Annotated in this window: 35 protein-coding genes; 15 read left to right on the top strand and 20 right to left on the bottom strand. The window is 51.2% G+C overall.

The features are described from left to right. Positions 1–4: 4 nt before the first annotated feature. From IQ22_RS19985 to IQ22_RS23220, 4 genes are all read right to left on the bottom strand, one after another. Complete coding sequence (locus tag IQ22_RS19985) at positions 5–250, bottom strand: hypothetical protein (protein ID WP_145145305.1); 246 nt, start codon at positions 248–250, stop codon at positions 5–7. A 33-nt stretch (positions 251–283) separates the two neighbouring features. Then, positions 284–451: a transposase gene (locus tag IQ22_RS19990; RefSeq protein WP_244309298.1), complete on the bottom strand. Its 168-nt coding sequence runs from the start codon at positions 449–451 to the stop codon at positions 284–286. 181 nt (positions 452–632) lie between these two features. Further along, on the bottom strand, positions 633–2,174 hold the full coding sequence (locus IQ22_RS19995; RefSeq protein WP_145145307.1) for a DUF6622 family protein: 1,542 nt from the start codon (positions 2,172–2,174) through the stop codon (positions 633–635). 328 nt (positions 2,175–2,502) lie between these two features. Continuing rightward, positions 2,503–2,643, bottom strand: a complete 141-nt coding sequence (locus tag IQ22_RS23220; RefSeq protein WP_158635466.1) for a hypothetical protein — start codon at positions 2,641–2,643, stop codon at positions 2,503–2,505. Between the two features lie 347 nt (positions 2,644–2,990). On the opposite strand from IQ22_RS23220, the gene IQ22_RS20000 reads away from it, so the two are divergent. Beyond that, positions 2,991–3,506 (top strand): GNAT family N-acetyltransferase, encoded by a 516-nt coding sequence (locus IQ22_RS20000; RefSeq protein WP_244309313.1) that lies wholly within the window; start codon positions 2,991–2,993, stop codon positions 3,504–3,506. 108 nt (positions 3,507–3,614) lie between these two features. Here IQ22_RS20000 and IQ22_RS20005 read toward each other — a convergent pair whose 3' ends face one another. After that, positions 3,615–4,136, bottom strand: coding sequence for a cysteine hydrolase family protein (locus tag IQ22_RS20005; protein ID WP_145145309.1), 522 nt, complete (start codon positions 4,134–4,136; stop codon positions 3,615–3,617). A gap of 266 nt (positions 4,137–4,402) precedes the next feature. Beyond that, positions 4,403–5,038, bottom strand: a complete 636-nt coding sequence (locus IQ22_RS20010) for a glutathione S-transferase family protein (protein WP_244309301.1) — start codon at positions 5,036–5,038, stop codon at positions 4,403–4,405. A gap of 123 nt (positions 5,039–5,161) precedes the next feature. On the opposite strand from IQ22_RS20010, the gene IQ22_RS20015 reads away from it, so the two are divergent. After that, positions 5,162–5,734, top strand: coding sequence for a TetR/AcrR family transcriptional regulator (locus IQ22_RS20015; protein WP_145145311.1), 573 nt, complete (start codon positions 5,162–5,164; stop codon positions 5,732–5,734). 323 nt (positions 5,735–6,057) lie between these two features. Then, positions 6,058–6,825: a class D beta-lactamase gene (gene blaOXA, locus IQ22_RS20020; RefSeq protein WP_145145363.1), complete on the top strand. Its 768-nt coding sequence runs from the start codon at positions 6,058–6,060 to the stop codon at positions 6,823–6,825. A 142-nt stretch (positions 6,826–6,967) separates the two neighbouring features. On the opposite strand, the gene IQ22_RS20025 is transcribed toward blaOXA, so the two are convergent. Continuing rightward, positions 6,968–7,360: a GFA family protein gene (locus IQ22_RS20025; RefSeq protein ID WP_145145313.1), complete on the bottom strand. Its 393-nt coding sequence runs from the start codon at positions 7,358–7,360 to the stop codon at positions 6,968–6,970. A 350-nt stretch (positions 7,361–7,710) separates the two neighbouring features. On the opposite strand from IQ22_RS20025, the gene IQ22_RS20030 reads away from it, so the two are divergent. Beyond that, entirely contained in the window at positions 7,711–8,097 is a 387-nt protein-coding gene (locus IQ22_RS20030; protein WP_145145315.1) for a hypothetical protein, read from the top strand. A gap of 400 nt (positions 8,098–8,497) precedes the next feature. Further along, positions 8,498–8,941: a LexA family protein gene (locus IQ22_RS20035; protein WP_145145317.1), complete on the top strand. Its 444-nt coding sequence runs from the start codon at positions 8,498–8,500 to the stop codon at positions 8,939–8,941. Positions 8,942–9,566: 625 nt separating this feature from the next. Here IQ22_RS20035 and IQ22_RS20040 read toward each other — a convergent pair. Beyond that, positions 9,567–10,190 carry a LysE family translocator gene (locus IQ22_RS20040; RefSeq protein ID WP_145145319.1) on the bottom strand — a complete coding sequence of 208 codons (624 nt, stop codon included), beginning with the start codon at positions 10,188–10,190 and terminating at the stop codon, positions 9,567–9,569. A gap of 66 nt (positions 10,191–10,256) precedes the next feature. Here IQ22_RS20040 and IQ22_RS20045 point away from each other — a divergent pair, with 66 nt between their 5' ends. After that, a complete protein-coding gene (locus IQ22_RS20045) occupies positions 10,257–11,180 on the top strand; it encodes a LysR family transcriptional regulator (RefSeq protein ID WP_145145321.1) in 924 nt (307 codons plus the stop codon). 108 nt (positions 11,181–11,288) lie between these two features. Here the strand turns inward: IQ22_RS20045 and IQ22_RS20050 are convergent, their stop codons facing one another. Further along, on the bottom strand, positions 11,289–12,182 hold the full coding sequence (locus tag IQ22_RS20050) for a dihydrodipicolinate synthase family protein (protein WP_145145323.1): 894 nt from the start codon (positions 12,180–12,182) through the stop codon (positions 11,289–11,291). 22 nt (positions 12,183–12,204) lie between these two features. Further along, positions 12,205–12,900, bottom strand: a complete 696-nt coding sequence (locus tag IQ22_RS20055) for a B3/B4 domain-containing protein (protein ID WP_145145325.1) — start codon at positions 12,898–12,900, stop codon at positions 12,205–12,207. A 46-nt stretch (positions 12,901–12,946) separates the two neighbouring features. On the opposite strand from IQ22_RS20055, the gene IQ22_RS20060 reads away from it, so the two are divergent. The 4 genes from IQ22_RS20060 (at position 12,947) to IQ22_RS20070 (ending at position 14,889) form a co-directional block, all read left to right on the top strand. Further along, on the top strand, positions 12,947–13,564 hold the full coding sequence (locus tag IQ22_RS20060) for a helix-turn-helix domain-containing protein (RefSeq protein ID WP_145145327.1): 618 nt from the start codon (positions 12,947–12,949) through the stop codon (positions 13,562–13,564). Between the two features lie 48 nt (positions 13,565–13,612). Then, positions 13,613–14,089 carry a LysE family translocator gene (locus tag IQ22_RS20065; RefSeq protein WP_244309305.1) on the top strand — a complete coding sequence of 159 codons (477 nt, stop codon included), beginning with the start codon at positions 13,613–13,615 and terminating at the stop codon, positions 14,087–14,089. Beyond that, the gene (locus tag IQ22_RS23650) at positions 14,083–14,235 is read left to right on the top strand and encodes a hypothetical protein (protein WP_244309307.1); all 153 of its coding nucleotides are present in this window, start codon (positions 14,083–14,085) and stop codon (positions 14,233–14,235) included. Before IQ22_RS20065 ends, IQ22_RS23650 begins: the two co-directional genes overlap by 7 nt. Before the next feature lie 192 nt (positions 14,236–14,427). After that, positions 14,428–14,889, top strand: a complete 462-nt coding sequence (locus tag IQ22_RS20070; protein ID WP_145145328.1) for a GNAT family N-acetyltransferase — start codon at positions 14,428–14,430, stop codon at positions 14,887–14,889. Positions 14,890–15,235: 346 nt separating this feature from the next. On the opposite strand, the gene IQ22_RS20075 is transcribed toward IQ22_RS20070, so the two are convergent. After that, entirely contained in the window at positions 15,236–16,102 is an 867-nt protein-coding gene (locus IQ22_RS20075; RefSeq protein WP_145145330.1) for a DMT family transporter, read from the bottom strand. Positions 16,103–16,543: 441 nt separating this feature from the next. Between IQ22_RS20075 and IQ22_RS20080 the strand changes: the two genes are divergently transcribed. Together IQ22_RS20080 and umuC are read left to right on the top strand one after the other, a co-directional pair. Beyond that, the gene (locus IQ22_RS20080) at positions 16,544–16,987 is read left to right on the top strand and encodes a LexA family protein (RefSeq protein ID WP_145145332.1); all 444 of its coding nucleotides are present in this window, start codon (positions 16,544–16,546) and stop codon (positions 16,985–16,987) included. Then, on the top strand, positions 16,980–18,254 hold the full coding sequence (gene umuC, locus IQ22_RS20085) for a translesion error-prone DNA polymerase V subunit UmuC (protein ID WP_145145334.1): 1,275 nt from the start codon (positions 16,980–16,982) through the stop codon (positions 18,252–18,254). Before IQ22_RS20080 ends, umuC begins: the two co-directional genes overlap by 8 nt. 35 nt (positions 18,255–18,289) lie before the next feature. Here the strand turns inward: umuC and IQ22_RS20090 are convergent, their stop codons facing one another. Then, positions 18,290–18,541, bottom strand: coding sequence for a DUF1654 domain-containing protein (locus tag IQ22_RS20090; RefSeq protein WP_145145336.1), 252 nt, complete (start codon positions 18,539–18,541; stop codon positions 18,290–18,292). A gap of 363 nt (positions 18,542–18,904) precedes the next feature. Between IQ22_RS20090 and IQ22_RS20095 the strand changes: the two genes are divergently transcribed. Then, entirely contained in the window at positions 18,905–19,414 is a 510-nt protein-coding gene (locus IQ22_RS20095; RefSeq protein ID WP_145145338.1) for a hypothetical protein, read from the top strand. Positions 19,415–19,649: 235 nt separating this feature from the next. Here the strand turns inward: IQ22_RS20095 and IQ22_RS20100 are convergent, their stop codons facing one another. The 7 genes from IQ22_RS20100 to IQ22_RS20130 all read right to left on the bottom strand — a co-directional run bounded on the left by IQ22_RS20100 (position 19,650) and on the right by IQ22_RS20130 (position 23,632). Further along, entirely contained in the window at positions 19,650–20,549 is a 900-nt protein-coding gene (locus IQ22_RS20100; protein ID WP_145145340.1) for a hypothetical protein, read from the bottom strand. A 103-nt stretch (positions 20,550–20,652) separates the two neighbouring features. Next, positions 20,653–20,892 carry a hypothetical protein gene (locus IQ22_RS20105; RefSeq protein WP_158635467.1) on the bottom strand — a complete coding sequence of 80 codons (240 nt, stop codon included), beginning with the start codon at positions 20,890–20,892 and terminating at the stop codon, positions 20,653–20,655. Then, complete coding sequence (locus tag IQ22_RS20110) at positions 20,876–21,199, bottom strand: hypothetical protein (protein WP_145145344.1); 324 nt, start codon at positions 21,197–21,199, stop codon at positions 20,876–20,878. The genes IQ22_RS20105 and IQ22_RS20110 overlap by 17 nt, the downstream gene beginning before the upstream one ends. Positions 21,200–21,910: 711 nt before the next feature. After that, positions 21,911–22,570: a hypothetical protein gene (locus tag IQ22_RS20115; RefSeq protein ID WP_145145346.1), complete on the bottom strand. Its 660-nt coding sequence runs from the start codon at positions 22,568–22,570 to the stop codon at positions 21,911–21,913. Between the two features lie 33 nt (positions 22,571–22,603). Continuing rightward, on the bottom strand, positions 22,604–22,840 hold the full coding sequence (locus IQ22_RS20120) for a hypothetical protein (RefSeq protein ID WP_145145348.1): 237 nt from the start codon (positions 22,838–22,840) through the stop codon (positions 22,604–22,606). A gap of 119 nt (positions 22,841–22,959) precedes the next feature. Beyond that, on the bottom strand, positions 22,960–23,160 hold the full coding sequence (locus tag IQ22_RS20125) for a hypothetical protein (RefSeq protein ID WP_145145350.1): 201 nt from the start codon (positions 23,158–23,160) through the stop codon (positions 22,960–22,962). A 4-nt stretch (positions 23,161–23,164) separates the two neighbouring features. After that, positions 23,165–23,632 carry a hypothetical protein gene (locus tag IQ22_RS20130; protein WP_244309309.1) on the bottom strand — a complete coding sequence of 156 codons (468 nt, stop codon included), beginning with the start codon at positions 23,630–23,632 and terminating at the stop codon, positions 23,165–23,167. Positions 23,633–23,787: 155 nt separating this feature from the next. On the opposite strand from IQ22_RS20130, the gene IQ22_RS20135 reads away from it, so the two are divergent. Further along, positions 23,788–24,024 carry an MHS family MFS transporter gene (locus IQ22_RS20135; protein ID WP_145145352.1) on the top strand — a complete coding sequence of 79 codons (237 nt, stop codon included), beginning with the start codon at positions 23,788–23,790 and terminating at the stop codon, positions 24,022–24,024. Between the two features lie 137 nt (positions 24,025–24,161). Then, entirely contained in the window at positions 24,162–24,365 is a 204-nt protein-coding gene (locus IQ22_RS20140) for a hypothetical protein (protein WP_145145354.1), read from the top strand. A gap of 75 nt (positions 24,366–24,440) precedes the next feature. Here IQ22_RS20140 and IQ22_RS20145 read toward each other — a convergent pair whose 3' ends face one another. Further along, the gene (locus IQ22_RS20145; protein ID WP_145145356.1) at positions 24,441–24,932 is read right to left on the bottom strand and encodes an RES family NAD+ phosphorylase; all 492 of its coding nucleotides are present in this window, start codon (positions 24,930–24,932) and stop codon (positions 24,441–24,443) included. Between the last annotated feature and the right edge of the window lie 50 nt (positions 24,933–24,982).

The raw sequence follows: 24,982 nt of genomic DNA on the forward strand, positions 1-24,982 counted from the left end.
AGGATTACCGTACAGCTTTCGCCTGCTCGCTAAACTGATCCATTGCCTGGCCCAGCTGTACGCTGGTTCCTTCGATATAGTCCGGCCATGGCACGAAGGGATTTGAGGTCAATGCATTGAGCACGTAGGCCTTGGGGCAGCGATACACTACCGGCTGGCCATACTCGTAGTGCGCCAGCACGATGTCGCTCTTACAGTCAGGCATGTCAGTAATCTCGGCTATCTGTTTGATCGCGCCGTAGTTCACCATGCCGCTGTTTTCATCCTTGACATCCTCCCCGCCCTAAAGGACGGGGATTCCCACAGATGGACGCTCATGCCCGAGCGCGAGAATGTTTCTGGCCGCGTTGATATCGCGGTCGTGAGCCACACCGCACTCACAGCAGGTCCATTCTCTTATACGCAACCCATTGACGCCTTTTGGCACCGTCAGGGCGCCGCAAGTTGGCATCAGTAATCCGCCTTGGGTCAATTTTCAATCAGCACCAAAAGCTGTATCCATTCCTATTGCTCGACGTTGCCTAGTTACCCTCTTATGTCTTCATATGGCGGTTCGCGGATACATCTATGTGGATTCAGCGATAAATCAAAACCTGCACCCATAACGAGCATGACAGTATTAAAGCGCAAGGCTACGAACGAGATGCTCGCCAGCACCTCCGAGCACGACATGCAAAGTAGCCGCTCCAAGCCCCTAACCCACCTGCCACCAGCATCTGCAATGGCCAATGATCGAGTGCCCGAAACTGCAGGGCTTGTGCCACACCCAAAAGATAGCGCGTGATGAAAATTCCAAGGATTACCAGCAGTGGTAACCAACTGCCTCGCATTATCAGTCGATCCGAGTTTTTAATCCTTGTCACGATGTTGGGTTCCATAAACCGCGAAACGATCTTGCTCACAGCGACAAGTCCTGCAAGCCAAAACCCAAGACCAGCACCCCAGTAATCGGTGTACTGAAACACTCCTTCCATAGACAACATGAGCATCCCGATAGGGAGCAGCAAAGCGAGGCTGAACCGCACCTGTCGTGTGCGTGTTTGCATCAGTCCCAATACGCAAAGAGCGATTAGTAAACCGAATACCCACGGGGGGCTGTGGCTGAGGATTTCCAGCACGGTCAGTGGTGCAAACGGAACATCGTCAACTGAGGGTGCCTTGCGTTCTCCAGATAGAGGGATCTCGTCATCGGGTCCAACAAAAGCAACGAGCCGGGACAACAAGCCCTCATGCACAGCCCTTCGGTTCACTCCCGCCTTGTCTATACAGAGCGGGATGCCATTGACCTCGGCGTTATAATGACAAACGGAAAGAAACACAAAGTGCCCCTCGTTACCTTCCAGCAACAGGGTTTTTGCTCCAGGTATGGCCGTTGCATAGCGAGCGCCGTGATGGCTCCATGGAAGAAAATCATCATGCAAAGCCCCCACTACCAACGCTGGAATGTCCGAACCAGCCATGGACTGTTTAACCAGTGCGGGGCCTAGTGCAGGGTCAAGCAATACTATTTTCCTAACGCGGGGGTCGCGGTAGTTGCCGTTAAACAATGAGATATAGGAGCTTGGCGCCCGCTTGATGTTCTGCGCGTAAAAGCACGAACGATCACCACCTGCTAGCCGGGAAACGCAGTACTCTGCGAATGCCTGGAGATCAAAGCGTGCTCCCGCCAGTAATGCTGCCGTCTGACCACCGGCAGAGTGACCAATAACAATGGCGTTGTCCCAGGCAACCTTTTTTTGGAAAATATTCAATTTCGTCAGGGCATCCAATGCCCGAGATGCATCCTGCGCCCGCTCCCACACCATACCGGTGACAAAAAAGTTCTGTGTCTGCTCTCCGTACACGCGGGATTCGCCAAAATGATTGAGACCGACGACTATGTACCCCTTCGATGCCAAACCGCTGCCAATCCAGGCGTAATTGTCTGATGCCCCCATGCTGCCATGTGAAATGACAACGACCTTGTGAGTCACCGCTGACTCATCAAGGCATAGCGCTTTCGTTCCTGAGCTGCATACGCCTTCGGGGTACCAGATAGCAACATGCAGCGGGCGACCCGTATTTATGACATCGAGATCTCTCCTCACTTCTCGGACCTGGCCGCTGCACACCATCGACAGCAATGGCAGCACAAAAACTGCCAGTAGGTATAACCACCACCTCACCATATCCATCCTTGATATCAAAATGATCGGAAAAGCTATCAGCCCAGTCTGCAATTAGAATCAAACTTGAAACCAGAGATTGACTGGCGATCTATTTTGCCGAATGGCTCGTTACGAAATGAAGATACAAACCTTATCGTTGGGTGGATACTGAAAAAGGTCACAAATGCCTGGAAGCAATCAACGTCAATCGGTGTGCAAGTTACTGGTTGATTACCCACAGGCTTGTAGTGCTGACGGCCGCCTTGCCGAGGCATTAAAAACAGGCGGTGTCGCCGCGTTGATGGATACAGCAGCGACCCTGCGCAAAATGTCAAAGCTGTTTGCTTCAACCAACCTACCCGCGTAGGCAGAACAACGCCAGCAACCCAGCGTCGATAGCTTCAGGGTTGGTGTTAAGTAGACCATTCAGCAAGCCGTCCTGCGCCAGGCCCAATTGCTCGTTGACCTCCTCACGGCGTTGGGTCTTCTGACCCATCGCGTCGACCTGGGACAGCTACTGGATAGCGTGTTCAGCTAAGGTGCAAATTTGTTCTGGTTTCATCTGAATTTGGGGCGGGAACGACGTTGTGACTGTGTGGAAAGATCCGCTTAAAAGGCTAAAAATGGTATTCACTTAAACCAGGTAGACACCATCGCCTCTGGCGTCGGGGTTAGGAAGGTGAATTGTCTGAACGGTTACGGCTGAGGTACAGTTTTTGTGTATTCATTAGGGTATACCCCAGCGACTACACCTTGTTCTATAGGCTGCTCTGGTTAGTTAATGTAACGGTAGCCTCCTAGTCACGTTGGGTCGTAAGCAGCTATTTAATGGTGTTAATCAAAATGGCACATAATGTGATATCTGTACGGCCAATAAAACCTAGCGAGTGGCAGCTTTATCGGGATACGCGACTATATGCACTTCGCGACTCTCCCGATGCTTTTGCAAGCACCTATGAAGAAGAAGCTCTAAGAGCAGATGAGAGTTGGAAAGCCCGAATCATTGCGGCTTTTTCCTCCAACAATGACCATGCTTTGTTTGCGCTGGATGGAAATGAGGTTTGCGGTCTGGCTTGGGGAAAGCTATCAGCGAATACCGCTGACATCTTTCAAATGTGGGTAAATCCTAAATCACGAGGGCTAGGTGCAGGCCGCGCTCTGCTCGATGAACTCTTAGCCTGGGCTAGGAGATGTAGAGCGCTCCGTGTCCGCTTAGGTGTTACGGCAGCCGATACACCAGCAATGCATTTATATAAGGCGTTTGGCTTCCTGTCGGCTGGAGATCTAGAGCCTCTGCGCAAAGATTCTGTTCTCATGAGTCAGCCAATGGTATTAGAGTTAAGGTCCACTCTGCCTTGAGCGCAAGTCTCTGAGTAGTTATTAGCGTATATCTCAGCGACTACAGGTCATGAAGCGTTACAGCTAGATGTATAGCACCGCTGTAACGCCTTGATTGGCAGTGGCTGCCTATTTAAAGTCACATTCTTCGGCTTTCATAACTCGGCAAAAGGCACCGGCAAGTGTCGAATTATGATGGTTGATGATCGACTCAGCGCTTAGTAATGGCGTATCCGAGCAAGTATGGCCATCCTCGATCAGGATGGTCTCGAACCCTAAATCACGTGCTGCACGGCAGGTGCTATCAACACAGTACTGAGTCTTCATGCCCGCGACTACGATGGTTTCTACTCCTCTTGATCGCAGCTGTTCGGCGAGAGCAGTAAAAACAAAAGCATTCGGCCTGGATTTCTCAAAGATAATTTCGGTGCCATTGAGAGCCAGTCCGCCTACTAATTCAGTAAGAGGACTACCCCGCTCAATTGGACTACCTACTGGGCCTATATGCCTTGCAAAGAAAACGGAACAATCCGATTTTTGGGCTCGGACTATAAGTTCATTAAGTGTGGCAAGCAGACGCTCACCACGCCAGGGCTTATCGGGGCCGTGAAACAGGCCTACCTGCATATCGAGGATCAAGAGTGCGTGCATTGCTTATTTCCTTACATTGGCCAGTGATGTAAGGGCAAATAAAAAGGCCCCTACCATCTCTGGCGGGGCCTTTGGGTTCGCTTGCTATCTCTTGCTCACGACACCTCGCACGGCCCGCCTTTAGCGGTCGTGGTTGTAACGGTCGAGGTAAGCTGAGTCATATGCATGTCTTGACTATAGTGGCAGCTGTAGCTATCAGCAATAGTTTCGATTTGCTATCAAGCTATATTGTTCTGATGAGAAGCTTCAGAACATATCGCAGCTAATCAGCTCAAAACTGCCAAACCGGATCGCCTTGACCTCATGTGCAAGAGGTAAGCACAAAGCTTTGGCAGTTGCTGTTCGACCCATACAGCATTCCCAGGCAAGCGCTCCAGGTAATCAAGTATTGGCGTTAGGATTGCATCAGCCATGCTGTACGTAGCACCACAGAAACAAGCATGATCTCCCAGTTGTTCCTCTAACTTGGCCAGCATTTGTATCGCTTTTTGCTCAGCATTGATCAGCTCAGCAGGGCATGGAGTGCTGGCTGGCTTAACAGGAGGCGCCACAACCAGAAGATAGCGTCGCACCAGGGCATAGTCAGCGTACAGGGCTAACGCATTAGCCCATTGATTAACATTTGCCTTTTCATATGGATCTTCAGGACATAAGCACATATCAGGAAATGCGTCATCCAGGTAGCGGCAAATAGTGGTTGTCTCAAAGACTTTATGCTTCTCATGGAATAGTACGGGTACTTTTCCAAACGGATGTAGCTCCAGATGCTCAGGGCTTCGAAAAGCAATCGCCTGCCCGTTGAGCTCCATTCCATAGGTATATTGCAGCCCTTTTTCTTCACAGTAGAGCCGAACACTACGAACAAACGTGCTGAATCCAGGGCCGAAAATATGCAGGTTCATGACAAGTCCTTGGTAATAAATCTACCTCGATACTGTCTTTTTTGACTTTATGTTCAAGAACATAAAGTCATTATTTGGCAAACTATCGGATAAGCAGTGACATTTCCAAGCATGAGGGAAAGGATGCCTTGGCCAACAACGCAGCGCGCACAAACCCGTCAACGAATCCTTGATAGCTCAGCCAGGCTATTTGCTCTTTATGGTTACGATGCCGTTAGCATTGATATGGTCATGAAAGAGGCCGAGCTCACAAGAGGAGCCTTCTACCACCACTTTACGTCCAAGGCTGATTTGTATGAGCGCACGTTACACAGCGCTGCAATTCAGGGGGGGCAACTTCTTGAAAAAGCGGGTGCGGAAGGTCTGGAAGGGATCGTTAGGGAGTATCTGCAGATGGATCATCGGAGCGGGGAGTACATGCATTGTCCCTTAGCGTTCATGATCAATGATTGTGCTCGGCAGGATGGCTTTATTCAGGAAAGCTACACCCAGATCTTTTCTTCCTTTGTCGCTCGACTTGAAGAAGCGCTGACGGCTAGTCCTACTGACAACAAGCGGGAGCAAGCATTACGCATGGCCACAACCATGATTGGAGGAGTTGCTCTTGCACGCGCAGTCAATGATGAACTGTTGGCAGAACAGATATTGTTGGCTTGCCAAGGGCAATGCCTAGAACTACTTGCAACCGACGCTTAGATTTCGCATTGTCGAACACAACAGACATATCCCTTTTCAGGAAAAGCTTAGTCTCATTGAGCAATAGAGTGCTATGGGGCAGCAATCAAATGATCAAAATCAACTTCTAAACTTCAGACATTGATTTAGTGCTGATTTGAGCGATGCAGCTATTGACGTATACCCCAGCGATTACAGGCTATGGCCATTAGCTTTCGTCAAGCCAGAGATCAAAAAGCCACCAGATCTCTGTTTTCTCTATGAGATGTATAGTCGGAGCACACGTTTAGAAAGGACTGTCCTAAGTGCTTCGCTACATCTCAGGTATCTCCGCGTTGTTTCTTATGTGCTCAGCAGCCCAGGCGGGAACGCTATGTACTCTCATTGCTGACGCGCATACGCAAAAAGTCATTATGAAAAAGGGTGAATGTAGCCAGCGTGTCACCCCGGCCTCCACATTCAAAATTGCCTTGAGTCTGATGGGCTACGACGCTGGCTTTCTGAAAGACGCAACCACACCAACACTGACATATAAGGCAGGTGATCCGGATTGGGGCGGCGCGATGTGGTTACGTCCAACCAATCCTAACGACTGGATTAAATACTCTGTTGTCTGGTATTCCCAAAGGATTACTCATCATCTGGGAGAGCCGCGGGTACGTGATTACGCTCAAGCCTTTGGATTCGGGAATGCAGACATCTCGGGAGATCCAGGCAAACAAAACGGTCTTGATCGGGCATGGATTAGTTCATCATTAAAAATATCACCTGTTGAACAGGTAGATTTCCTGACGAAGCTCGTAAATAGACAGCTTCCTGTGTCTCAACACGCTGTAGAAATGACCTCACGTATTACAGAGGTTGCCCAGCTACCTGGCGGCTGGGAAGTGCACGGAAAGACAGGAACAGCCTTCCCACGTGACGCAAACGGCGAATCTGACGAGGCACATGGCTATGGCTGGTTTGTTGGATGGGCCACGAAGGGTAACCAGACGCTGGTGTTTACTCGTTTAAGACAGGATGAACAGGCGGACCCAATGCCAGCTGGAAAACGAGTACGTGATGAAATACTGGCAGAGTGGCCAGAGATTACAACGTCCTATGGCAAGTAGTCTCTAATACAAGGAACCACCATAAAGCAGTGGCAGTTCTAACCCTTGGCAAAATACATAGCCTATCAAACAGTAATAGCTATTTTTGTGTATCCATTAGGGTATGCTTCATCGACTAAAGGCTTAATCGAGCTGCGTGCAATTAGTCTTCAGATCGGCTATTTGAATGGCGATTACGTTCATAATGGTTCGCAATATCAAACGATGGTAACCAGGATTCACGCCGGACGGTCCAAAGCTCGTAGGTAGGAACCAGTTGGTTTGGAGCGTCAAGCGATCCTAAATTTATCTCGATCTCATCATCGCTCCGCTGATAGATCGATGAGCCGCATTTGGGGCAGAAATGGCGTCCTAAATAGGCCTGCGTCTCGCCTTCAATTGTCACCACACTTTCAGCGAAAATTGCAGAAGCGTGAAATAGAGCGCCGTGATACTTACGGCAGTCTAGACAGTGACACATACCAACCCGATAAGGCTGACCTAGGGCCAGAATCCGAACCGCTCCACATAGGCAACTGCCTGTAAACTTACTCATGTCTTTTCCTTTGAGGCTTTCACCACTTAGCATGTGAGGCAGGCTTCATGGGTTGCAGGCCGTTATTATCTGACTACGCCTAGTGACCTCCCGACAGAGAACAAACGCTTCTTTCCAAAAAGTTAGCTTGATGTACTGATCTTCTTAGCTTGAGACAGGGCAGATTCATAGTTATCTCTTTGATATTATTTGGGTATACCCCAGCGACCACATAGCATATTTACTAGTCTGGAGATTTGCTGACAAAACGGTTGCCTAACCCAAGCATTCCGTATGATTCAATAGGGCCATTGCAGAGAAGGAAGCAGACTAGCCATCCTAATCATTTCGGCTCTAAGGTTACTTATGCTATGAACGAACCACCTTTTAGCCTAGAACAAATAGCATCTAGGTCTGGCCAATCTAAAATGGACAGATTGGTTAGACACTGGCTTATAGGACTACCAGTTGCCGCCAGAATTGATTTTCTCAAGCAGCTCTGGCCATTGAATTATCGATTCGCGCTCATACTGACTCAGGCCGCTCAGCTCCCTAAGCGTGAAAACCAAGATTTATTCAAATACTTGCTACGAACAAGCAGTCACAATGCTGCCGAAGAGCTCATAAACAGATTTGAACCGATTCTCGGAAAGGAACGATTCTGGCAAATTGCTTCGGTAGAAGAGCTATCGCCTGCTATGCAAGATTTCCTCAACTACCACAGCGGCAGTCATCTAAAGCGTCTGTCGAGCGAATGAAAATATCTTAGTCGTTCTGATTCGCTCACTCGAATGATAGCTTTTCTTGTGTAGTCATTAGGGTGTACCCCAGCGGTAACAGCGAGCAGCTATCGTCTGGGTATAGCGATAAATAGGCAGGAGGACTTAAACGACTACACCGCCTATTCGCTGCACCTAACGACTATACTCAACCACCTGATTTTACCCTCAAGCTGAAAGATTATTCCCTTTCAATTGATGATGCCATTTAGATGGCATTTGTTTGGATACTCCAGCGTACCTCGTCCAAACACACCCTTTCTCGCTTAACGAGGCATGTTCGCTTTACTCCTTTGCATGGGTTGGAAACATTGACGGGAACTGTATGCATAGCCATGCTGTATAAAAATACACATAACCATGTCGCTCGGATGTCGTCATGCAAAGCCACTCCATCACCATTTTAGGCCCGCTTTCGGCCACGGATTTAACCCTCCCGCTTTACGGGTATCGCGTTCCAGCAGGCTTTTCCAGTCCCGCCCAGGACCACATTGAAGAACGCATATCGCTGGACCACTTGCTTGAGATCCAGGCGCCCCATACCTACCTGGTACGTGCGCACGGCGACAGCATGATTGGGAGTGGTATCTACGTCGGTGATCTGCTAGTCGTTGATCGATCAGCTGATGCAGTACAGGGTGACGTGATCATTGCCGCCATCAATGGCGAGCCGGTTGTTAAACGCCTCGGCAAGGTTGGCGAAACGCTGGCGCTTCTCTCCGACAATCCTATCTACCACCCCCGGCTGATCCTTGAAGGCGACGACCTTGAGGTCTGGGGCGTTGTGCGGTGTAGTCTGCGGACGCATCGCGGCCATGTCTGACGAGACTATCTTTGCGCTGATCGACTGTAATAGTTCCGGGGCCTTACTAACAGTTATAATATATTTTTTCTCGAAAAATCATTTGGTTAGACTAGGTAACTTTTTTCATATTTTATTGTTTTCAGGTAGTTGTCGGCCACGCTAATCGGGCTATAAATGCCCTCTTTTCACTTACTATCATATAGCTCGCAACATCAGGTATGGAGTGACAAGGCAGGACTCAACGCGGCAATAGAGTTCCTGGCTAGGTAGTTGAACAGACTTGCCCGCCCGTTTGCATTCGACCTGACCAGTCCTTTAGGACGGATTCGACCAGTACGCTTCTTGATCATGACCAGCAGAAGACGACCCATAGCTGCCGTTTGGGAAGGGCAGCTCACGGCCAGCTATGGGCGGTCATGGCAGTGAGCAAATGCAAAGTCGGCGTTCCCGCTACGAATCGTGCGCAGCGAGCCTGCCAGACATCGCTCATGGCTATATCTTTTGGTGTGAAAGTCGGTATTTATGCGGTGTCGGTGCTGCGCAGGGAGAGTTGTTAGAGCAGAAGCTAACCTATGTCTGCTTACCTTTAGCGAATCGAGCGAACGGGACATCCGGTGCGCTATCTCGATTTTTAGCAGCAACCTTATGAACGCGACGGCCCGTTTGCTACAGCCAGTAGAATCCCAAATCCGACCAGAAGTGCGCCGAACGTGCGGTCGATCCAGTGACGCCCAGCCAGTAGCCGATCCCGCACGGGCCCGGCAGAGAAGCAAAGCGCTACTAAACTGAACCACGCTATATGTGCCACTGAGATGAAAGCCCCATAGCCGATTTGCATCGCCAGTGGCGTTTCAGGTCGTACTACCTGCATGAATAGGCTGACGATGAATATGGTGGTTTTTGGATTGAGCGCATTGGTAAGAAAGCCAGTACGCAAGGCAGCTGCATCTGAAAGCGACGCCACGGCGCGGTCGGCCAGTACACGGCTGGGTTTAGAACGGAGCATTTTTACGCCGAGATAGACCAAGTAAACGGCCCCAACAAGCTTGATTGCATTGAATAACCAAAGTGATTGTTGGATTAGCAGGCCCACGCCTACGAGGGTGTACGTGAGGTGCACGAGCACACCCAGCCCGATCCCTAATGCCGTCAGCACACCAGCGCGCCGCGAGAGCATAAGGCTGTTGCGCGATACCATCGCAAAGTCCGGCCCCGGGCTGATAACGGCAAGTATAGTTATAGTGATTACAGCTATCAGTTCAGTCATGGCGTATTCTGTATAAAATTGACGAATTTACAGGATGTTATCCAGCACTATGCTTGGTGAACAGCGATGATTTCTGATAGTAATGGTGAGTCAGACTCACTATTGTACAATGCGAGATTGCCCTCGTTGATTGCGCTGCGCTGCTTCGAGGCGGCTGCCCGCCTAGAGAATTTCAGCCGGGCGGCGGACGAGTTGCACCTAACTCCGGGCGCAGTCAGTCGTGCTGTGCGCCTGCTGGAAGACGAACTCGGGGTAGCCTTGTTCGATCGGCGCAGCCGACGCGTGTATTTGAATGATGCCGGCCGCACACTTGCGCAAGCTGTCGGTAGTGGTTTGGATCTGATGCGGGAGGCAGTCAGCGATCTGCGTGCCAATGCTCGACAAGGGCGGCGCTGGGTGCTGTCCTGTGAGCCCACTCTGCTCATGCGCTGGCTGATTCCGCGCTGGTCGGCCTTCCAGACGTTGCACCCGGAGGTCGATGTGCACCTAGTGGCCGGTGGAGGCCCGTTCAGCTTCGTCAATGGGATTGACTTGGCCATACGCCGGGACGACTTCCCTTGGCCCGCCAGCTACCACGTGGAACCTTTGTTCGCGGAAAAAGTGGGACCGGTTTGCCGCGCCGACAAGGCAGCAGAATGGTTCACGCAAAGAAAGTCCGGGACCGTGCTCAAAGCTACCGCCCCGTGTCTGCATACCCGCTCGCGCTTGAGCGCGTGGCAGGAATGGGCATCTGCCGTAGGCAAGCCCGCTCCGGAGACGGCCGGACAGACGTTCGAACATTTCTACTTTAGTTTGCAGGCCGCCGTGGCCGGGCTAGGTGTGGCTATCGGTCCTTGGCATCTTGTCCGCGATGACTTGGACACAGGGGTACTGTCTGCGCCGTTGGGTTTTGTGGAGGACGGGTCATACTACTGCCTGTTTTCTCCTCACCCCCCACAGCCCAACAGCCTGCAAACCGACCTGCTGGAGTGGCTGCGCGCCTCGACATAGACAAAGCAATGCAGCGAAAAATACTACTGTGCTCTAGTAGAGACCGTGTAGCTGAGCAAGCGAGCAAGCCCCTCGCCTTGAGGGTGCTCCCTCCCCACGGTCGAAAATCTAACTTAATTCGAGCTCATCGATCACTGCTGCAATTCGCTGACGTGTCTCACCCGTGAAGGTCCGTAGTGGCAACGGCAGGCTTGGGGTAGTGGTGAACTGACGCAGCTCTGCCGCAGTCGCGATCACTCGTAGACTACCCCCACAATCCCGGAACAATGCCCATAAGGGTTCTAACCTTCGTGACAAGCGCGTGGCCTCTGCCGCATTGCCCGTCAATGCCGTGTCGGTCATGATCTTTGCCGTATTGGGAAACAGCCCGCCCATCACCGAGTACCAGGCTTCGCACCCTGCATTCAGGCCAGTGGCTGCAAGCGTATCACCACTCACTCCAATGGTGACATGCTTGGGAATAACCGCTCGCAACCGATCCACACGCGCTTTTGCCTCATCCGGTACTACGGAAACGCCTGGAATTTTAATGGAGCCCACCCATGGGAGATGCGCTATACGGCCATGGAGCTCATCGTTGAACTCGAAATGTGTCGTCCCTGGATTGTCGTAGACGCACAATGGGACAGAGATATTGGAAGTCACCGCTTGGTACAGCGAATAAACGTCCTCATCCGTCAGTTTTTGATAGGACATAGGCGGCAGAAGCAACGCTTTGACCCCCACCTGCTGAGCATCCTCAGCCAAGTCCAGGACATCGCGTGTACGCACGGCACCGATACTGACCATGACCGGAATCTCGCCGGCACACTCTACCGCTATCTGGGCGACGCGTTGCCGCTCTGTGCGAGACAGATAGGCGTAGCTACCAGTGGAACCGAGTGCTCCGATAGATGAGACATTGGCCAGCACGAGGTTTTCGACCAGACGAGTAAAAGCCTGCTCGTCTACGCCTGTTTCATTCATGGGGGTCAAAGGAAAAGCGCTTAGGCCGTTGAACATTGTTAATCCTCGATCCAGCGGGTTAGTGGGCACTGGCTTCTATCAGCGCACACTCAATCTGAGCACCTGGCATTATTAGTCGTAAGCCCTCACTAAGTCTGTCGCCAGACTCGATGAGCGCTTCCAGTGGCATTGCAGGCAAGCTTTCAAGGATGAACCACATATGCTTCGCCTGGGCATCCAGGCGGGTCCGGACGCCTTGCCGCCAGTTCCAGCGGCGACAGGTAACGCCTTGGTCGTCACGCCATATGACTTCGCCTATGTCGGGGTATTCATGGGAAGGGGCGCCCTCCTTTATGGTGTCGAATGGCTCGGTTCCGTTGGCTATCACCAACCGCGGTGACCCAACGTAAGCTTCAGCGTTTTCACCACCGACAGGGATTGCATATTCAAGGCTAATGGCATTGTAGAGATCGACTACCGGGTCGATGCTGGGAAGACTGCCATCTCGCAGTACCCGCTTGCGTAACGCATCCGCAGAACACGGAGTGCGTTGAGGCTTGGCACCAAATTGCCGATAGAGGTCTGCCCAAGCCCTGAGGTGAGCTTCAGCCCAGTCCGCGCCGCCTGCCTGGACCACCCTACACGCCTGGGCTAGCCAATCGACGGCAATGTGCGGATGAGTCATCGGTGCAGCTTCGACCACAATGCTCAGTGCTCTGAAGCCCGGTGCAAGGCTAGCTACACTAGGGTCGATTGACGGCGATACAGACAACATCAGAGAATCCCTTTACTTTTGAAATTCAATTCGATGCTAGCTATTAATGACCAAAAAAGTCAATATAACGACCGAGCCTGGCGCTGACGTGCAGAAGGTGAGCCAAGCGGTATCACGCAAGCTGAAGCAGGAACGGCAAGCGCAGCACATCACGCTGGATGAACTGTCCCGCCGTTCGGGGGTAAGCAAGGGAATGGTCGTAGAGATCGAGAAATGCACTGCGAATCCTAGTATTGCGATCCTGTGCAAGATTGCCGCTGCGCTGGGGCTTTCGGTGGCAGATATTGTGGACGTTGCCGACAATCCTGCGGCACACCTCATCAGGAGCCAAGATATTCCCATTCTCTGGACTGGGCCTTTGGGAGGCTCAGCGCGTCTGCTTGCAGGTACCAGCGGCCCGAACATGATTGAGCTATGGCGATGGGAGCTATATCCAGGCGAGAGATTCGTTTCCTTGGGGCACCCTCCAGGCACATCCGAGCTGTTTCATGTCGAGACAGGAGTCCTGCATGTTGAGGTAGGGGGGATCAAGCTAAAGGTAACGAAGGGATGTTCTGCAGTGGCCAGAACGGACGTCCCTCATACGTATTCAAACGGTGGTAGATCGAAGCTGGTATTCACTATGTCTGTCGCAGAGATTCACGGACCTTCAAGTGAAGGGTAGACCCCTCTATACCACTCAATAAAGTCCGTGCGCGGTCAGGAGCAATGAATGTCGATTGAAATCCATCACCTCATCATCGTATTCACAACCTACATCGTGGGGGCAGCAAGCCCTGGGCCTAGCAACATGAGAATTATGGGCGTTGCAATGCACCGTGGCAGGCAGCCAGCGCTCATGCTAGCGGCCGGTGTCATTACCGGGTCCTTCTTTTGGGGGGCGATGGCAGCGCTGGGGATTTCTGCGATCCTTGCTCAGTATGCAGAAGCCATAACTGCCTTGAAAGTGATTGGGGGCACTTACCTGCTGTTCCTTGCGGTCAAGGCGTGCCGCTCGGCGCTGACGTCCAATAGCCAACACGAAGCGGAAACAGCGGCTGTTGCAAATATCTCAGGTTTTAAGCTGTTTCAACGCGGTCTCTTGATGCATCTGACTAACCCTAAAGCGCTGCTTGGCTGGCTAGCTACCATGACCCTCGGTCTGGGGCCTGAGGGGTCGGGATTGTCCTGGCAGGATGTGCGGTGCTGAGCATTACGATCTTCTGCGGCTATGCCATCGTCTTTTCGACGGCCCCGATGGTGCTTGCCTATCGACGAGCACGACGGTGGATAGAAGGTACGCTTGCACTGGTTTTCGGCGCTGCTGGAGCGAAACTGATGTTTTCCGGCGCATGAGCACCGGTTTTCATGCACTGACCACTACCTCGGAGAAGCGGAACCAGAGGTTTTGCCAGCAGCGGCAATGCGTGGCATTTGGACTACATGCGCATGCTACCTAGCTGGAAAGCGTATCCACCCACAACCTCACTTCATGCCGCCAATTTAGGTAGCGGCTTGGCAAACTGCAACATTTATTCAGGAGTACACATGACCATAGAATGGGTCTGCAAACACCATGCTGAACTAAGCATCGTACAGCTGTACCGGATTCTGCATCTGCGTACCGAAGTATTTGTAGTCGAGCAGCAATGCCCTTTCCAGGACATAGACGGGTTGGACCTGCGAGATGATACCAACCACTTGATGGGCTGGCAGGGCGACCGTCTGGTCGCTTACCTGCGCCTGCTTGATCCGGTCGCCTGCAAGGGCGAAGTGGTGATCGGTCGTGTGGTAACCTCACCTTTGGCCCGCGGCCAGGGACTGGGCCATGAACTCATCGCCCAAGGGTTATTGCGTGCGCACAAGCTTTGGCCAAACGCGCCTATCTACCTCTCGGCGCAGGCGCATCTGCAAAGCTATTACAGCAGATATGGTTTTGTCGCCGAGGGTGAGGAGTACCTTGAGGATGATATTCCGCATATCGATATGCGCCGCCTAATTAAAACCTAGCGTAAAGTGCGGGGTTTAAGCGCAAGCGGGCAGGAAGAGCGCTGTGCTCAGTCAATGGGTGATAGGTGGCGAGACAACGCTAGAAGGAATGCTGGATTATGTGAGTTCGCCGAGTAAGCATGGCCGATTCCATCCGGTTTTTTTATGGCGAACCTCTCATCGGCCACATCCTCTCAATTAACCTCCTTACAGAAGCTAATTAAGGTAGTCATCCGACGTTGGCCTAAGGTCGCTTTGGCCGTGTTCTGTCGGTCACGGCCACGAAGCGTGCTGGTCAAATCCGATACTATTGGCAGTCAGGTCGAATGCAAACAGGTGGTCAAGTGAAATGCAATTTCGCATCATATCAGGCTTGCTGTTTATTGATATTAATTTCAGCAAGCACTAACGCTGTAAGAATAAAAACCGCTCCTATAACAGTACGTAAGCTTAGGGATTCTCCGAGTAACAGCATGCCAGCAAATGCGGCAAAAACCGGCTCGCATAGATACGTTAGTGCTACCTTTTCTTCCTCAAGGTATCGCTGGGCAGCACTTTGAACGGCATACATGTAGGCTGTTGCGAATAAAGAGGCAAAGAGAACTCCCCGCCAGAAAAACGGTTCGGCAGGCACCCAGATAGCCCGCTTATCAAGCATTGCAGCAAACAAACATCCGAGGCTACATACGGCTAATGCTATAACTACGGTTAGCATTGCATCGTGCTTGTTTGAAAAATACCCGACTGAGAGAACATAGCTTGCGAAAAATATGGCGCAAGCCATCGTCCAAAGGTCGCCCACATTCAAGTGAAGACCATTTCGAGCTACGATAAGGTAAAGCCCGGTTAAAGCGATTACACATGAAAGCCAAACGCGCTTAGGGACTGGCTTTTTAAAAATGCTCCACTTAAAGAGTGGGATTAACAAAACGTCTAGGCCAGTAATAAAAGCGGAATTCGTGACACTGGTGTGCTGTAGACCAATGGTCTGTAATACATTTCCTATTAAAAGCGGCAATCCAATTAGACTTCCTGCAAAAACCGTATGCCAAGTAAGTTGCATTAGCCGTCTTGCAAAGATAATTGCTAGAACAAGGACAGCGATTCCGAATTTGTAGGCAAGGAAAACAAAGGGTGATCCATCCGCCACACCGGTTTTAACAAGAGAAAAGGAAATACCCCAGAAAGCAGTTCCTAAGACCAGTAGCAGAAGATAAAGCTGACGCTTCAACATACAAAAAACCACCTCATGAATGTGGGTGGCCAGAGTATGCGGACGCCGCAAGAGGACTCGCTTTTACCCCCGATTTCTTCTCTGACGCTGGGGCAATACGGTTAGTAACTCCTCATCCACAGAGGAGTTTAATTAGCTTCTTTTACTCAGTCAACGATCTCCAACACAGCGGTTGAAACAATAACAACCAAACGGAGGATCATAGCTATTTTTGTGTAGTCATTAGGCTATACCCCAGCGGTAATTCTTCCCTCTCGGCAAGTGATGCCATTTAGATAGCATTTGTTTGGATACTTACGCGTTCATCGCCTAAAAATGAGCTTTTTCGTTTAACGAGAAATGTTTGCTGTGCTCTTTTGCATGGGTTGAAACATTGACGGGAACTGTATACATGACCATGCTGTATATAAATACACATAACCATGTCGCTCGGATGTCGTCATGCACTCTAACCACGTCACCGTTTTAGGCCCGCTTTCGGCCACGGATTTAACCCTCCCGCTTTACGGGTATCGCGTTCCAGCAGGTTTCCCCAGTCCCGCCCAGGACCACATCGAGGAGCGCATATCGCTGGACCATCTGCTTGAGATTCAGGCACCACACACCTATCTGGTGCGTGCCCACGGCGACAGCATGATTGGGAGTGGCATCTACGACGGTGATCTGCTGGTCGTTGATCGATCAGCTGATGCAGTACAGGGTGACGTGATCATTGCTGCCATCAATGGCGAGCCAGTTGTGAAGCGACTTGGCAAGGTTGGCGAAACGCTGGCGCTTCTCTCCGATAATCCTCTTTACCAACCCCGCCTTGTCCTTGAAGGCGATGACCTTGAGGTCTGGGGTGTTGTGCGGTGCAGTCTGCGGACACATCGCGGTCATGTCTGATAAAATCTATTGCCTTATAGATTGTAATAGCTTCTATGCATCGTGTGAGAGGGTATTCAGGCCCGACCTAAAACACATTCCAATCGTCGTTTTAAGCAACAACGATGCCTGTGTTATTGCGCGTTGCTCACTGGCAAAGAAACTGGGCATCAAGATGGGAACGCCCTATTTCCAGATCAGGGACGAGCTAAAACGCCTTGGAGTTCAAGCGTTTAGCTCCAATTATGCGCTTTATGGTGATCTTTCAGCGAGGGTCATGGCCTCTATAGAGTCGCTGGTTCCTCGACTGGAGGTATTCAGCATCGACGAGGCCTTTGCCGACCTTACCGGTATTCCAGGCTCGCCGGAAGCAATGGGCCGCATGATTAAGGAACATGTTTTCAAGTGCACCGGTATTCCGGTAGGTGTAGGCATCGCCAATACCAAGACGCTGGCCAAGCTGGCCAACCACGCTGCCAAACGCTGGTACAAGTCTACCGGTGGTGTACTGGACCTGAGAGACCCGGACAGGCGCAACCGAGCCTTGCAGTATATTGAGGTCAGCGAGGTCTGGGGTGTTGGGCGAAGGCTTACTGAAAAGCTCAACATGCTGGGGATCGAGAAGGCATGGGACCTCGCTCAGTATGACGCGTGGTCAATCCGAAAGATGTTTAGTGTAGTTTTGGAAAAAACGGTACGTGAGCTGCGCGGCATCTCATGCATCGATCTGGAAGAAGTCGCACCACCCAAGCAGATGATCTGTACCAGCCGCATGTTTGGCCAGCGCCAGTACATGTTTTCAGCCGTGGCAGAGTCGGTAGCCAGTTATACGGCTCGGGCAGCGGAAAAGCTCAGGGCGCAGCATTCACTCTGTCAGGTCATGCGTGTGGGCATTCAGACGGGTATGCAAGGCCCGCCTGAGGAGCGCTACTCCAACGGGGCTATCCTTAACCTGCCCTACCCAACCGATGACACCCGTGTACTGGTCCAGTACGCCTTGCACGGACTGAAACACATCTACCGCGAAGGCTATGGCTACGCCAAATCCGAGATCCTGCTCATGGACTTAAAGCAGCGTGGCGAATACTCCATGGACCTGTTCCAGCCCGAGCAGTCAGCAGGCGCCGACCGGCTCATGAGCACCATGGACAGTATTAACCGCAAGTTCGGCAAAGGCATGCTCCGCCCTGCGCGTATTACAGCTCAACCCGGCTGGGCCATGCGGCGTGAGCTGATGAGCCAGAGCTACACTACACGGCTGGATCAGCTTTGGACGGTGCGTAGTTGAGAGTCGCTTTGACCGAAGAGTGAGAGAAGGTACGGTCAGCCTTCCTGCGGAACCGTCCAGAAAATCTGAACATTGCCATCATCGCGAAAAGCCAGGGTCACGTTGTCAGTGTCACCCTGCTCCTCCATAACGCGATCCCAGGCGTCTTCTGGATCGCTTTCCAGCCGTTCAAGCAGGGCTGTTTTAGACCTTTGAGCAGCTGGACTGTTAATCACGCGCTGAAGACGCATCGCCAAAACTTCATAGGGTTTGGGAGCAGGTGGAGCCGACCCGGTTTTCTTTGCCATGTGTACAACCCTATACTGTATGCATTTACAGTATTACATGCCTCGCACCTAGATCAAGCTATTTCACAGGGCAGCTCCTGAGCGCCCGGAGCCAGGAGCCAGGAGCCAGGTGATTTATGTTCAACTCTGTACGAACCATGTTGCGATAGTGCTGCGGCTCCAGCGCCTCGATCTGGGGGCTACCCAGGCCCGAATGCCCGCCTTGCGCTTTTCCTCTTCGCTGAAAATTCTGCCTGCTTCGGCATACTGCGGCAAAGGACGTGCAGCTTGTCTGAACCCTGCGCTCCGAATGCTGCATGGACAAACTTGCATCATCGAGAACTCGTGAGACCTTAGGTATACAGCCAAGCCAAGGAGAACATCATGAGTGAACGCCCCACCGTAATCGTTCAAAAGATTCTGAACCCAACCGGTGAGATCAGCCACTGCCGTATCCAGATAGGCTCAGCTACCCTTCCTGCCCCATTCAGCGAGGGCTTCGAGCCACTCGAAGCGCGAGTTAAAAAGGTTACCGGGATCGAGCTGACAGCGGCTGAAGTCATGGCGGTTACGGCGGCATCGCGTGAGCAGATGGAACGAGAGGCGTCCCGATTGAAAGAGGTGCTACTACCGTTGCCCTCAGGAACCGTGGCCAATGTAGAGGATGGGCTATTTTTCTGGATCAACAGCCGCGGTGAGCTGGTATGGGCTGACTGCATACCCGGCCAGGATGATCCCTCTCAGGTCTATCCAGGGCTGATCACTTGCATTGGAGAAATCGACACGCACGAGCTGTATGCCATCTCACAGAGCATCCGTATGTGGCTGGCTATCCCTGCGTTTATCCATGTTGATGCAGACTGGGTGCTTCGCACGGAGAGCGATCAAAGATAGGACACACCTGTTAGGGGCGTGAGCAGACCACTACTCACGCTTGAGCACACTGCGCCGACGATATTCACGCATCCTATCCAGATAGGCACGATGTCGCTCGGGATCACGACGTATATGTATGCTTTATAAACTTTCTTCTGCTAAGCAAATATCAAGCTTCGAGATAAAGACATACAGGTGAGCAAGTTACTTTGCACCACAACTGCCTGAGCTTCGTCACTTGAGGTCAATAAATCTATAATGATGCAGGTTTGTCTGGATAGTAGCGGTTATAAGACGCTACAGCTGCGGGCCAAAGGCTCATCAATTCATCCTGATTCCGACGAGTCCAGTCGACAATCAAGTCGATATTTGAGGGCAACTCACCAAGCCTAGATTTTACATGAAATTCTTTCATATCAATATCCCACGTTGCACCTCTTCCTTGAAAAGAAACGCTTGGCTGACTTTCATGGTTTGCGCAGAAGACCGCCGCGTAAGGTATATCAAACTTATTTAAAGGCGGGCACAGTTCATGAAATTGAGCCAGTAATGGCTTTTCAATAACATGGAGGCCACATGACTCGTATGCTTTACGACCGTGCGTCTCAAAATCATATGCCACAAAGCCTGCGGACGTCTGGAAGGAAACCTCTTCAAATAACTCTGGAGGGATAGAGCCGAAATATAAATACCATGTGTCCTCCATAGTCTTTGCCTGTTTCATGTATCTGCGAAGTTCATCATCGCTCAGCGCTTCTAATTTATAGACACAGGAAAGGCCATAAGTTTTACGCCAGATTGCTGATTCACCCAGCTGCTTACTAAATTTTGAGTATTTTATCAAGCCTGAAACTTTGAGGTTTTCGGAACTCCATGAATCCAATTTTTCAGAATTAATTGTTATTCGTACCTGTGTTTTATTATGGGTAGTCAAATTCTTTGCAGGTGCGCCTATTTCTTGGAGAAATTGTACATCATCAATACTCAACTTCTCGCCAGTTAATAATCCGTGGCCTTTAGGCTCTGGGTGAGTCGTCAGCCAAACACAATGGCCATACTTCTTAGTATTTTGAGCCAAGTATTGTCCAAGCCATAAGCTAGTATTAAATATTGAGCCAGCTAACGTGACCGAAGTGTAGTGATAAAGATTCATATAAACTCCTCAAACCCATGCACAGATTAATCCTATAAAACTGATTAATTGTCTATAGAACCAAGACTCCAGAATAAATACTATAAATAGCCATAGTATTGCATCAAGCAGCGCCAATGGTGCTCTTCGAAACTTGATCTATTTCCATGCCCATGCTCCATGCTTGCTGCATTATGAACAACTGAGCCCCTACAATGGCCGAGGCATCTGAATATGTTATATCCAATACAGCGGCGACCTTCTCGACGACGGCTTCTTCCCACTCAAAATATTCACTCACGCTGATGTCCTCGTGGCATATGGATGGGTGCAAATACTCGGCCTGATCAATCACCGCCGCCACTGCCACCGTCTCCACAGGAACTACCTGAATCATTGACGCCCCCGGTACAAGTAGGCCCCGTATCGGTATCACTGAGCATTGCCAGCGCAGCAAGAGTCGTCAAATCGGCACCGCTGCTGTTTGAGGAGCTACCTGATTGAGAGGCGTAGCTGCGAGAGGTATAGCTGCTGGCGCGGGAGGCGCTCCTGTGCTGACGCCCCGTTGCAGGCCGAGCTGAGGTCTTTTGAGTCGCAGGCTCCTCTTCCTTGATCAGCTGTGCGACCAACCAACCAACCAACCAACCCAGCGCCAGCAACAGGCTAACCATGAGGAGAACGGCTGATAGAGGTGTATATATCCAGCATGTGACCCAGGCACCAGGTCACGCTTAGGGCGGCGATGTAAATGATGATGAGCTGCTTCGTATTCATGGGAGAGGTCCTGAAAGTGGAAGACACTTCTACTCTCTCACGGGAAATCCGGTATGCAAGGGCATTGGCGCCAGGTATGCAAGAAAGGCCAAATCACCCCAGCCCAATTCACAGAATTATTAATCGCCCGTTAGTGGGAGACGCTTAAGCCAAGAAAGAATGCAGCGCCAACGAAAAAGCCACCTATCAAGAAGCTTGTCGATGCAAAGATAAGTCCTATTTTTTGTAGTAGGTCTCCGTCAAATTGATAGAGATATTTACCTAACATTAATAAAAGGACGCAGGAAGCCATCAGCCCACCATATATGGTTAACCAAAAACTTCTCAAAGGTGCGGCGAGTAACAAGATCGCAATAAAACCAATATTCCAACAGGAAAAAAAACAGCAAAGTACCTAATCGGTATGTCCCTATTTTTCACGTCAAATCCCTTCGTACTATTTCGGTATTCAAGATGTTTCTTAGATCTGTAGTCTTTGGCTCAGGCGGAAGTCATCTGTACCTATAAATTGTACAGAAACGCATCGCGAGGCAGTTTCCTTTGCAGCATCAACCCCGAGAGGCTGAAAGCGAAAACCAACGCAAGCGGCAAGTAATTCATAGACTTTCCTACCAGGATTGAGGATCAAGCTTTCGGGCTACCTCGGCAGCGGTAATGATGTGGCCGCGCTTGAGTAGTCCCAACCGTAGCGTATGTACAAAAAGGTCCCGGCTGGGCTTTTTTGCAAGGAGGATCTTTCGCTCCTCGTCGTTGAGGGTGTACACCTTGCAGTAGTGATCTACTGCCGCTGCAAAAGCACCGTCAAAGCCATGTACCGAGGTTAGAAACCGTGTCTCCCCTTTGCCATACCCGGAATTGGCAACAACAAAACAGGGAGTGATGTAGGTTCCATAGTGACCCTTGCGGCCACGCTCAACCTTGAATGCCGCCCGGAACCCCATGGCCAGTACACCCGGCCCACCTTTGGGACGACCTTGACGCAGCCCTTTGGCGCGCTTGACCGCTTCGGCTTCGGTACGCCATTTCCTGTCGAGCGATTCAGCCAGGCTATGCGCCTGAGCGGGACTGTATTCAGATAGGCCAAAGTAGCGCTGTCGAAACTCGGATTCCTCTCCCAACGTAGTCGCTACCCGGTAGCCAACAAATCCTGCTGGGTGTTCACCTGCCCCATAAAACATCACAGCCATCTTCAATCCTTCCTGATAGTCATCCACCTCGATAGCCAGTACTTCAAAGCTCTGCCCTAGAGTGTATTTACAAGAATGCAAACGCGCCTTCTTGCTTGAGGCAAATGGAGTCCCTTAACTTCGGACGACAGACACGATGCTATTGGCTCGACGCATGATTTCCTCCGCCTGAGCCTCTGTTCTAGCCCGGGCCAAATCGTCAGGATCGGCCTTGTTGATGATGCTCGCCGAAACACCATACTTGCGGCCGTGCGCTCGGTAGAAGTGGAGCAATCTCTTTTCCTCAGGCGTTAACATCGCAAAGATCTTTCCATCCAGTGCCAGAGCTGCTTCAACTGTCGGTAGTGCCATGACTCGGTTCCTTAATTATCAGAATTTAACTAAAGGATAAGAAGACTCCGCGTGTGTTTCATATAGATTTACGGTAATTAGCACGAACACACGTATTAATGCACGCCACACTGCCCGAGCTAGAGTATTCCCTGAGCGTATACAGTGAAGTTTTGGGTACAACCATCGCCTTCGATCAAACGGGCCACTGTTGGTAAGCCCTCCAGTTCCAGAACAACGACCCGCAATCCGTTGCGATGCCTATCCAAATGGTAGGTTGTACTGATGCCGGGAAAATCCAACCACTTAGCTTTCTGAACAACCTTCTTAAGTGTTTGCATGGTTCTACTCCGACGTAGCTGAGAAGGCCGCGCGAAACTTCTGCTCAAACGCAAGGTAGTCATGCAGCAACCTTAGCCGTTCAGCCTCGCCTCGCTCCAGCCAGGCAGTACCCGTGGTCTCGGACCACTGCTCTCCACTGAAAAACAGACCCGCCAGATCACCCGTTTCTATCCCGCACGCAGACTGGATAGCGATCAATGCCTCGTCCATATCGGACATGGCAGCAGAGCTCTCCAGTAGCTCGACAGTCACCTTGCTGATATCAAACCGCACCTGCATAGCGGTCGTTACTGGATTAAAGCGGGCATCATCCCCAGTGCGCCGTTTCTTCTCGATCAGCTGGTAGGCTTCAGTATCAAGGCCCCCGCACAGATCGATCAAAAGGCCTTCATGGCGGCAGAAATCACATTCTCCTGTTTGCCCTGCTTTCAGGTTGTCACCACAGCATTCGCAAGATTCTTGGATAGGCATGGGTTGCTCGCATTTTGTTGGTTCCTATCGACGCTAACATCCAAATCCTGTGATGCAAGTGGCTACTCAGACGGCAACGGCACTAACGTTTCGGTGTCTATCCTGCACACAGACACATCCGCATCGCTACGCTTCAAGGAAATCAAGGAAACATCATGCACAAGGACAGGGAAGAGTTGATCGCCATGCTGGACGCACGGGTACACCACGAGATCCGCTGGCTTAGACGCATACCTCTTCTGATAGGAATACTGGCCGCAGTTGTAGCCTGTTATGGTTACTTCATGTCGTATTGGACAGTCATGGTTGTGGCGCTTTTCATTCTCACGGTCGGCATGTCGGCACAGGCTGTACTCTGGTTTGGGCTGTGGGATATTAACAAGCACCAATAAATCCAGATGTACACCTTATACATTCTCTATCCGCGAAAATAACTGCTTTATCTGGCAAAATTTATCAGGCTGAGCGGACTTGCATCAGCGGATTTGTAGGGCAAGGTGGAGTTATCGGACACGGCCAGGAGCCTGCGATGACCGCCTTCCAACCTACACAAGACGCCTTTGCCTTCCCTCAAAGTGAGGTAGCCCTCCAGCTGCCCGAGCGCTCACTGGAGCAGAAGATCGAGCGGGCTGTGCGGGCCATCAGCTCACTGATCAAGCAAGGCTGGCACCCAGTCGTGGCATGGAGTGGCGGCAAGGACTCCAGCGTCACTCCACGCATCGTCTCTGATTGACACGAATCTAACTATCACGATGTGTTTAGTTCCTATCAGAATCAGCATAGAGCAAGCGATAGCCACTATGGTCTTTCAGGCATTGACGAGGCGAGTATCCAGGCCGAAACGCTCCTGGCTGACCAGCCGGTACTTACCCTCAGCCAGCTCACAGCTAACTAGTAAATTCCAGGAATAGCGCGTAACAGCCGAAGGAATAAGCAGGAACGGATGTTCTGCTAGATACATATCTGCAAACCTTTGCTGGTTCGGCGATGAAGTAGCAGGCGTAAGCCAGTTGGGATTAGGCATATCACCGGCCTGTACGACCTTGATAAGGCTCTTATCAAGCACCTCAAAGCAGGTAAGGACATAAGGAATAGTATCGAGCACGTCAAAACCGGAATGTACCGCCACTTCAAGGATGGCAGTTGAAGGATCAGCCGAAGCGTAGACGACCTTACGCCCCGGTGGATTCCATCGACCTCCTAGTTTTTGTGCGCCAATGCCGCTGTCCCAGCTGTCCTTGTATACCTCTCGGTCAAGTCTCCAGGCGTACCAGGAATTAGCCCAGGGCAAGGGGTTCACTGATAAACCCCCAACTCAATGCGCTCCAGGTAATCCTCAACAGCCTGAAA

The organism is Pseudomonas duriflava (assembly GCF_007830155.1).
In the GTDB taxonomy this organism is placed as follows: Bacteria; Pseudomonadota; Gammaproteobacteria; order Pseudomonadales; family Pseudomonadaceae; genus Chryseomonas; species Chryseomonas duriflava.

What these genes read in the sequence shown, in the direction of transcription:
- IQ22_RS20050 (WP_145145323.1), bottom strand. Translation starts at nt 12,182, where the DNA reads ATGTTCAACGGCCTAAGCGCTTTTCCTTTGACCCCCATGAATGAAACA.
- IQ22_RS20035 (WP_145145317.1), top strand. Translation starts at nt 8,498, where the DNA reads ATGCAAAGCCACTCCATCACCATTTTAGGCCCGCTTTCGGCCACGGAT.
- IQ22_RS20140 (WP_145145354.1), top strand. Translation starts at nt 24,162, where the DNA reads ATGACCGCCTTCCAACCTACACAAGACGCCTTTGCCTTCCCTCAAAGT.
- IQ22_RS20075 (WP_145145330.1), bottom strand. Translation starts at nt 16,102, where the DNA reads ATGTTGAAGCGTCAGCTTTATCTTCTGCTACTGGTCTTAGGAACTGCT.
- IQ22_RS20000 (WP_244309313.1), top strand. Translation starts at nt 2,991, where the DNA reads ATGGCACATAATGTGATATCTGTACGGCCAATAAAACCTAGCGAGTGG.
- IQ22_RS20010 (WP_244309301.1), bottom strand. Translation starts at nt 5,038, where the DNA reads ATGAACCTGCATATTTTCGGCCCTGGATTCAGCACGTTTGTTCGTAGT.
- IQ22_RS19990 (WP_244309298.1), bottom strand. Translation starts at nt 451, where the DNA reads ATGCCAACTTGCGGCGCCCTGACGGTGCCAAAAGGCGTCAATGGGTTG.
- IQ22_RS20030 (WP_145145315.1), top strand. Translation starts at nt 7,711, where the DNA reads ATGAACGAACCACCTTTTAGCCTAGAACAAATAGCATCTAGGTCTGGC.
- blaOXA (WP_145145363.1), top strand. Translation starts at nt 6,058, where the DNA reads ATGTGCTCAGCAGCCCAGGCGGGAACGCTATGTACTCTCATTGCTGAC.
- IQ22_RS20120 (WP_145145348.1), bottom strand. Translation starts at nt 22,840, where the DNA reads ATGGCACTACCGACAGTTGAAGCAGCTCTGGCACTGGATGGAAAGATC.
- IQ22_RS20005 (WP_145145309.1), bottom strand. Translation starts at nt 4,136, where the DNA reads ATGCACGCACTCTTGATCCTCGATATGCAGGTAGGCCTGTTTCACGGC.
- IQ22_RS23220 (WP_158635466.1), bottom strand. Translation starts at nt 2,643, where the DNA reads ATGGGTCAGAAGACCCAACGCCGTGAGGAGGTCAACGAGCAATTGGGC.
- IQ22_RS20095 (WP_145145338.1), top strand. Translation starts at nt 18,905, where the DNA reads ATGAGTGAACGCCCCACCGTAATCGTTCAAAAGATTCTGAACCCAACC.
- IQ22_RS19985 (WP_145145305.1), bottom strand. Translation starts at nt 250, where the DNA reads ATGGTGAACTACGGCGCGATCAAACAGATAGCCGAGATTACTGACATG.
- IQ22_RS20135 (WP_145145352.1), top strand. Translation starts at nt 23,788, where the DNA reads ATGCACAAGGACAGGGAAGAGTTGATCGCCATGCTGGACGCACGGGTA.
- IQ22_RS20130 (WP_244309309.1), bottom strand. Translation starts at nt 23,632, where the DNA reads ATGCCTATCCAAGAATCTTGCGAATGCTGTGGTGACAACCTGAAAGCA.
- IQ22_RS20025 (WP_145145313.1), bottom strand. Translation starts at nt 7,360, where the DNA reads ATGAGTAAGTTTACAGGCAGTTGCCTATGTGGAGCGGTTCGGATTCTG.
- IQ22_RS20015 (WP_145145311.1), top strand. Translation starts at nt 5,162, where the DNA reads ATGCCTTGGCCAACAACGCAGCGCGCACAAACCCGTCAACGAATCCTT.
- IQ22_RS20080 (WP_145145332.1), top strand. Translation starts at nt 16,544, where the DNA reads ATGCACTCTAACCACGTCACCGTTTTAGGCCCGCTTTCGGCCACGGAT.
- IQ22_RS20060 (WP_145145327.1), top strand. Translation starts at nt 12,947, where the DNA reads ATGACCAAAAAAGTCAATATAACGACCGAGCCTGGCGCTGACGTGCAG.
- IQ22_RS20110 (WP_145145344.1), bottom strand. Translation starts at nt 21,199, where the DNA reads ATGGTTAGCCTGTTGCTGGCGCTGGGTTGGTTGGTTGGTTGGTTGGTC.
- IQ22_RS20055 (WP_145145325.1), bottom strand. Translation starts at nt 12,900, where the DNA reads ATGTTGTCTGTATCGCCGTCAATCGACCCTAGTGTAGCTAGCCTTGCA.
- IQ22_RS19995 (WP_145145307.1), bottom strand. Translation starts at nt 2,174, where the DNA reads ATGGATATGGTGAGGTGGTGGTTATACCTACTGGCAGTTTTTGTGCTG.
- IQ22_RS20045 (WP_145145321.1), top strand. Translation starts at nt 10,257, where the DNA reads ATGATTTCTGATAGTAATGGTGAGTCAGACTCACTATTGTACAATGCG.
- IQ22_RS20070 (WP_145145328.1), top strand. Translation starts at nt 14,428, where the DNA reads ATGACCATAGAATGGGTCTGCAAACACCATGCTGAACTAAGCATCGTA.
- IQ22_RS20040 (WP_145145319.1), bottom strand. Translation starts at nt 10,190, where the DNA reads ATGACTGAACTGATAGCTGTAATCACTATAACTATACTTGCCGTTATC.
- IQ22_RS20065 (WP_244309305.1), top strand. Translation starts at nt 13,613, where the DNA reads ATGTCGATTGAAATCCATCACCTCATCATCGTATTCACAACCTACATC.
- IQ22_RS20125 (WP_145145350.1), bottom strand. Translation starts at nt 23,160, where the DNA reads ATGCAAACACTTAAGAAGGTTGTTCAGAAAGCTAAGTGGTTGGATTTT.
- IQ22_RS20090 (WP_145145336.1), bottom strand. Translation starts at nt 18,541, where the DNA reads ATGGCAAAGAAAACCGGGTCGGCTCCACCTGCTCCCAAACCCTATGAA.
- umuC (WP_145145334.1), top strand. Translation starts at nt 16,980, where the DNA reads ATGTCTGATAAAATCTATTGCCTTATAGATTGTAATAGCTTCTATGCA.
- IQ22_RS20100 (WP_145145340.1), bottom strand. Translation starts at nt 20,549, where the DNA reads ATGAATCTTTATCACTACACTTCGGTCACGTTAGCTGGCTCAATATTT.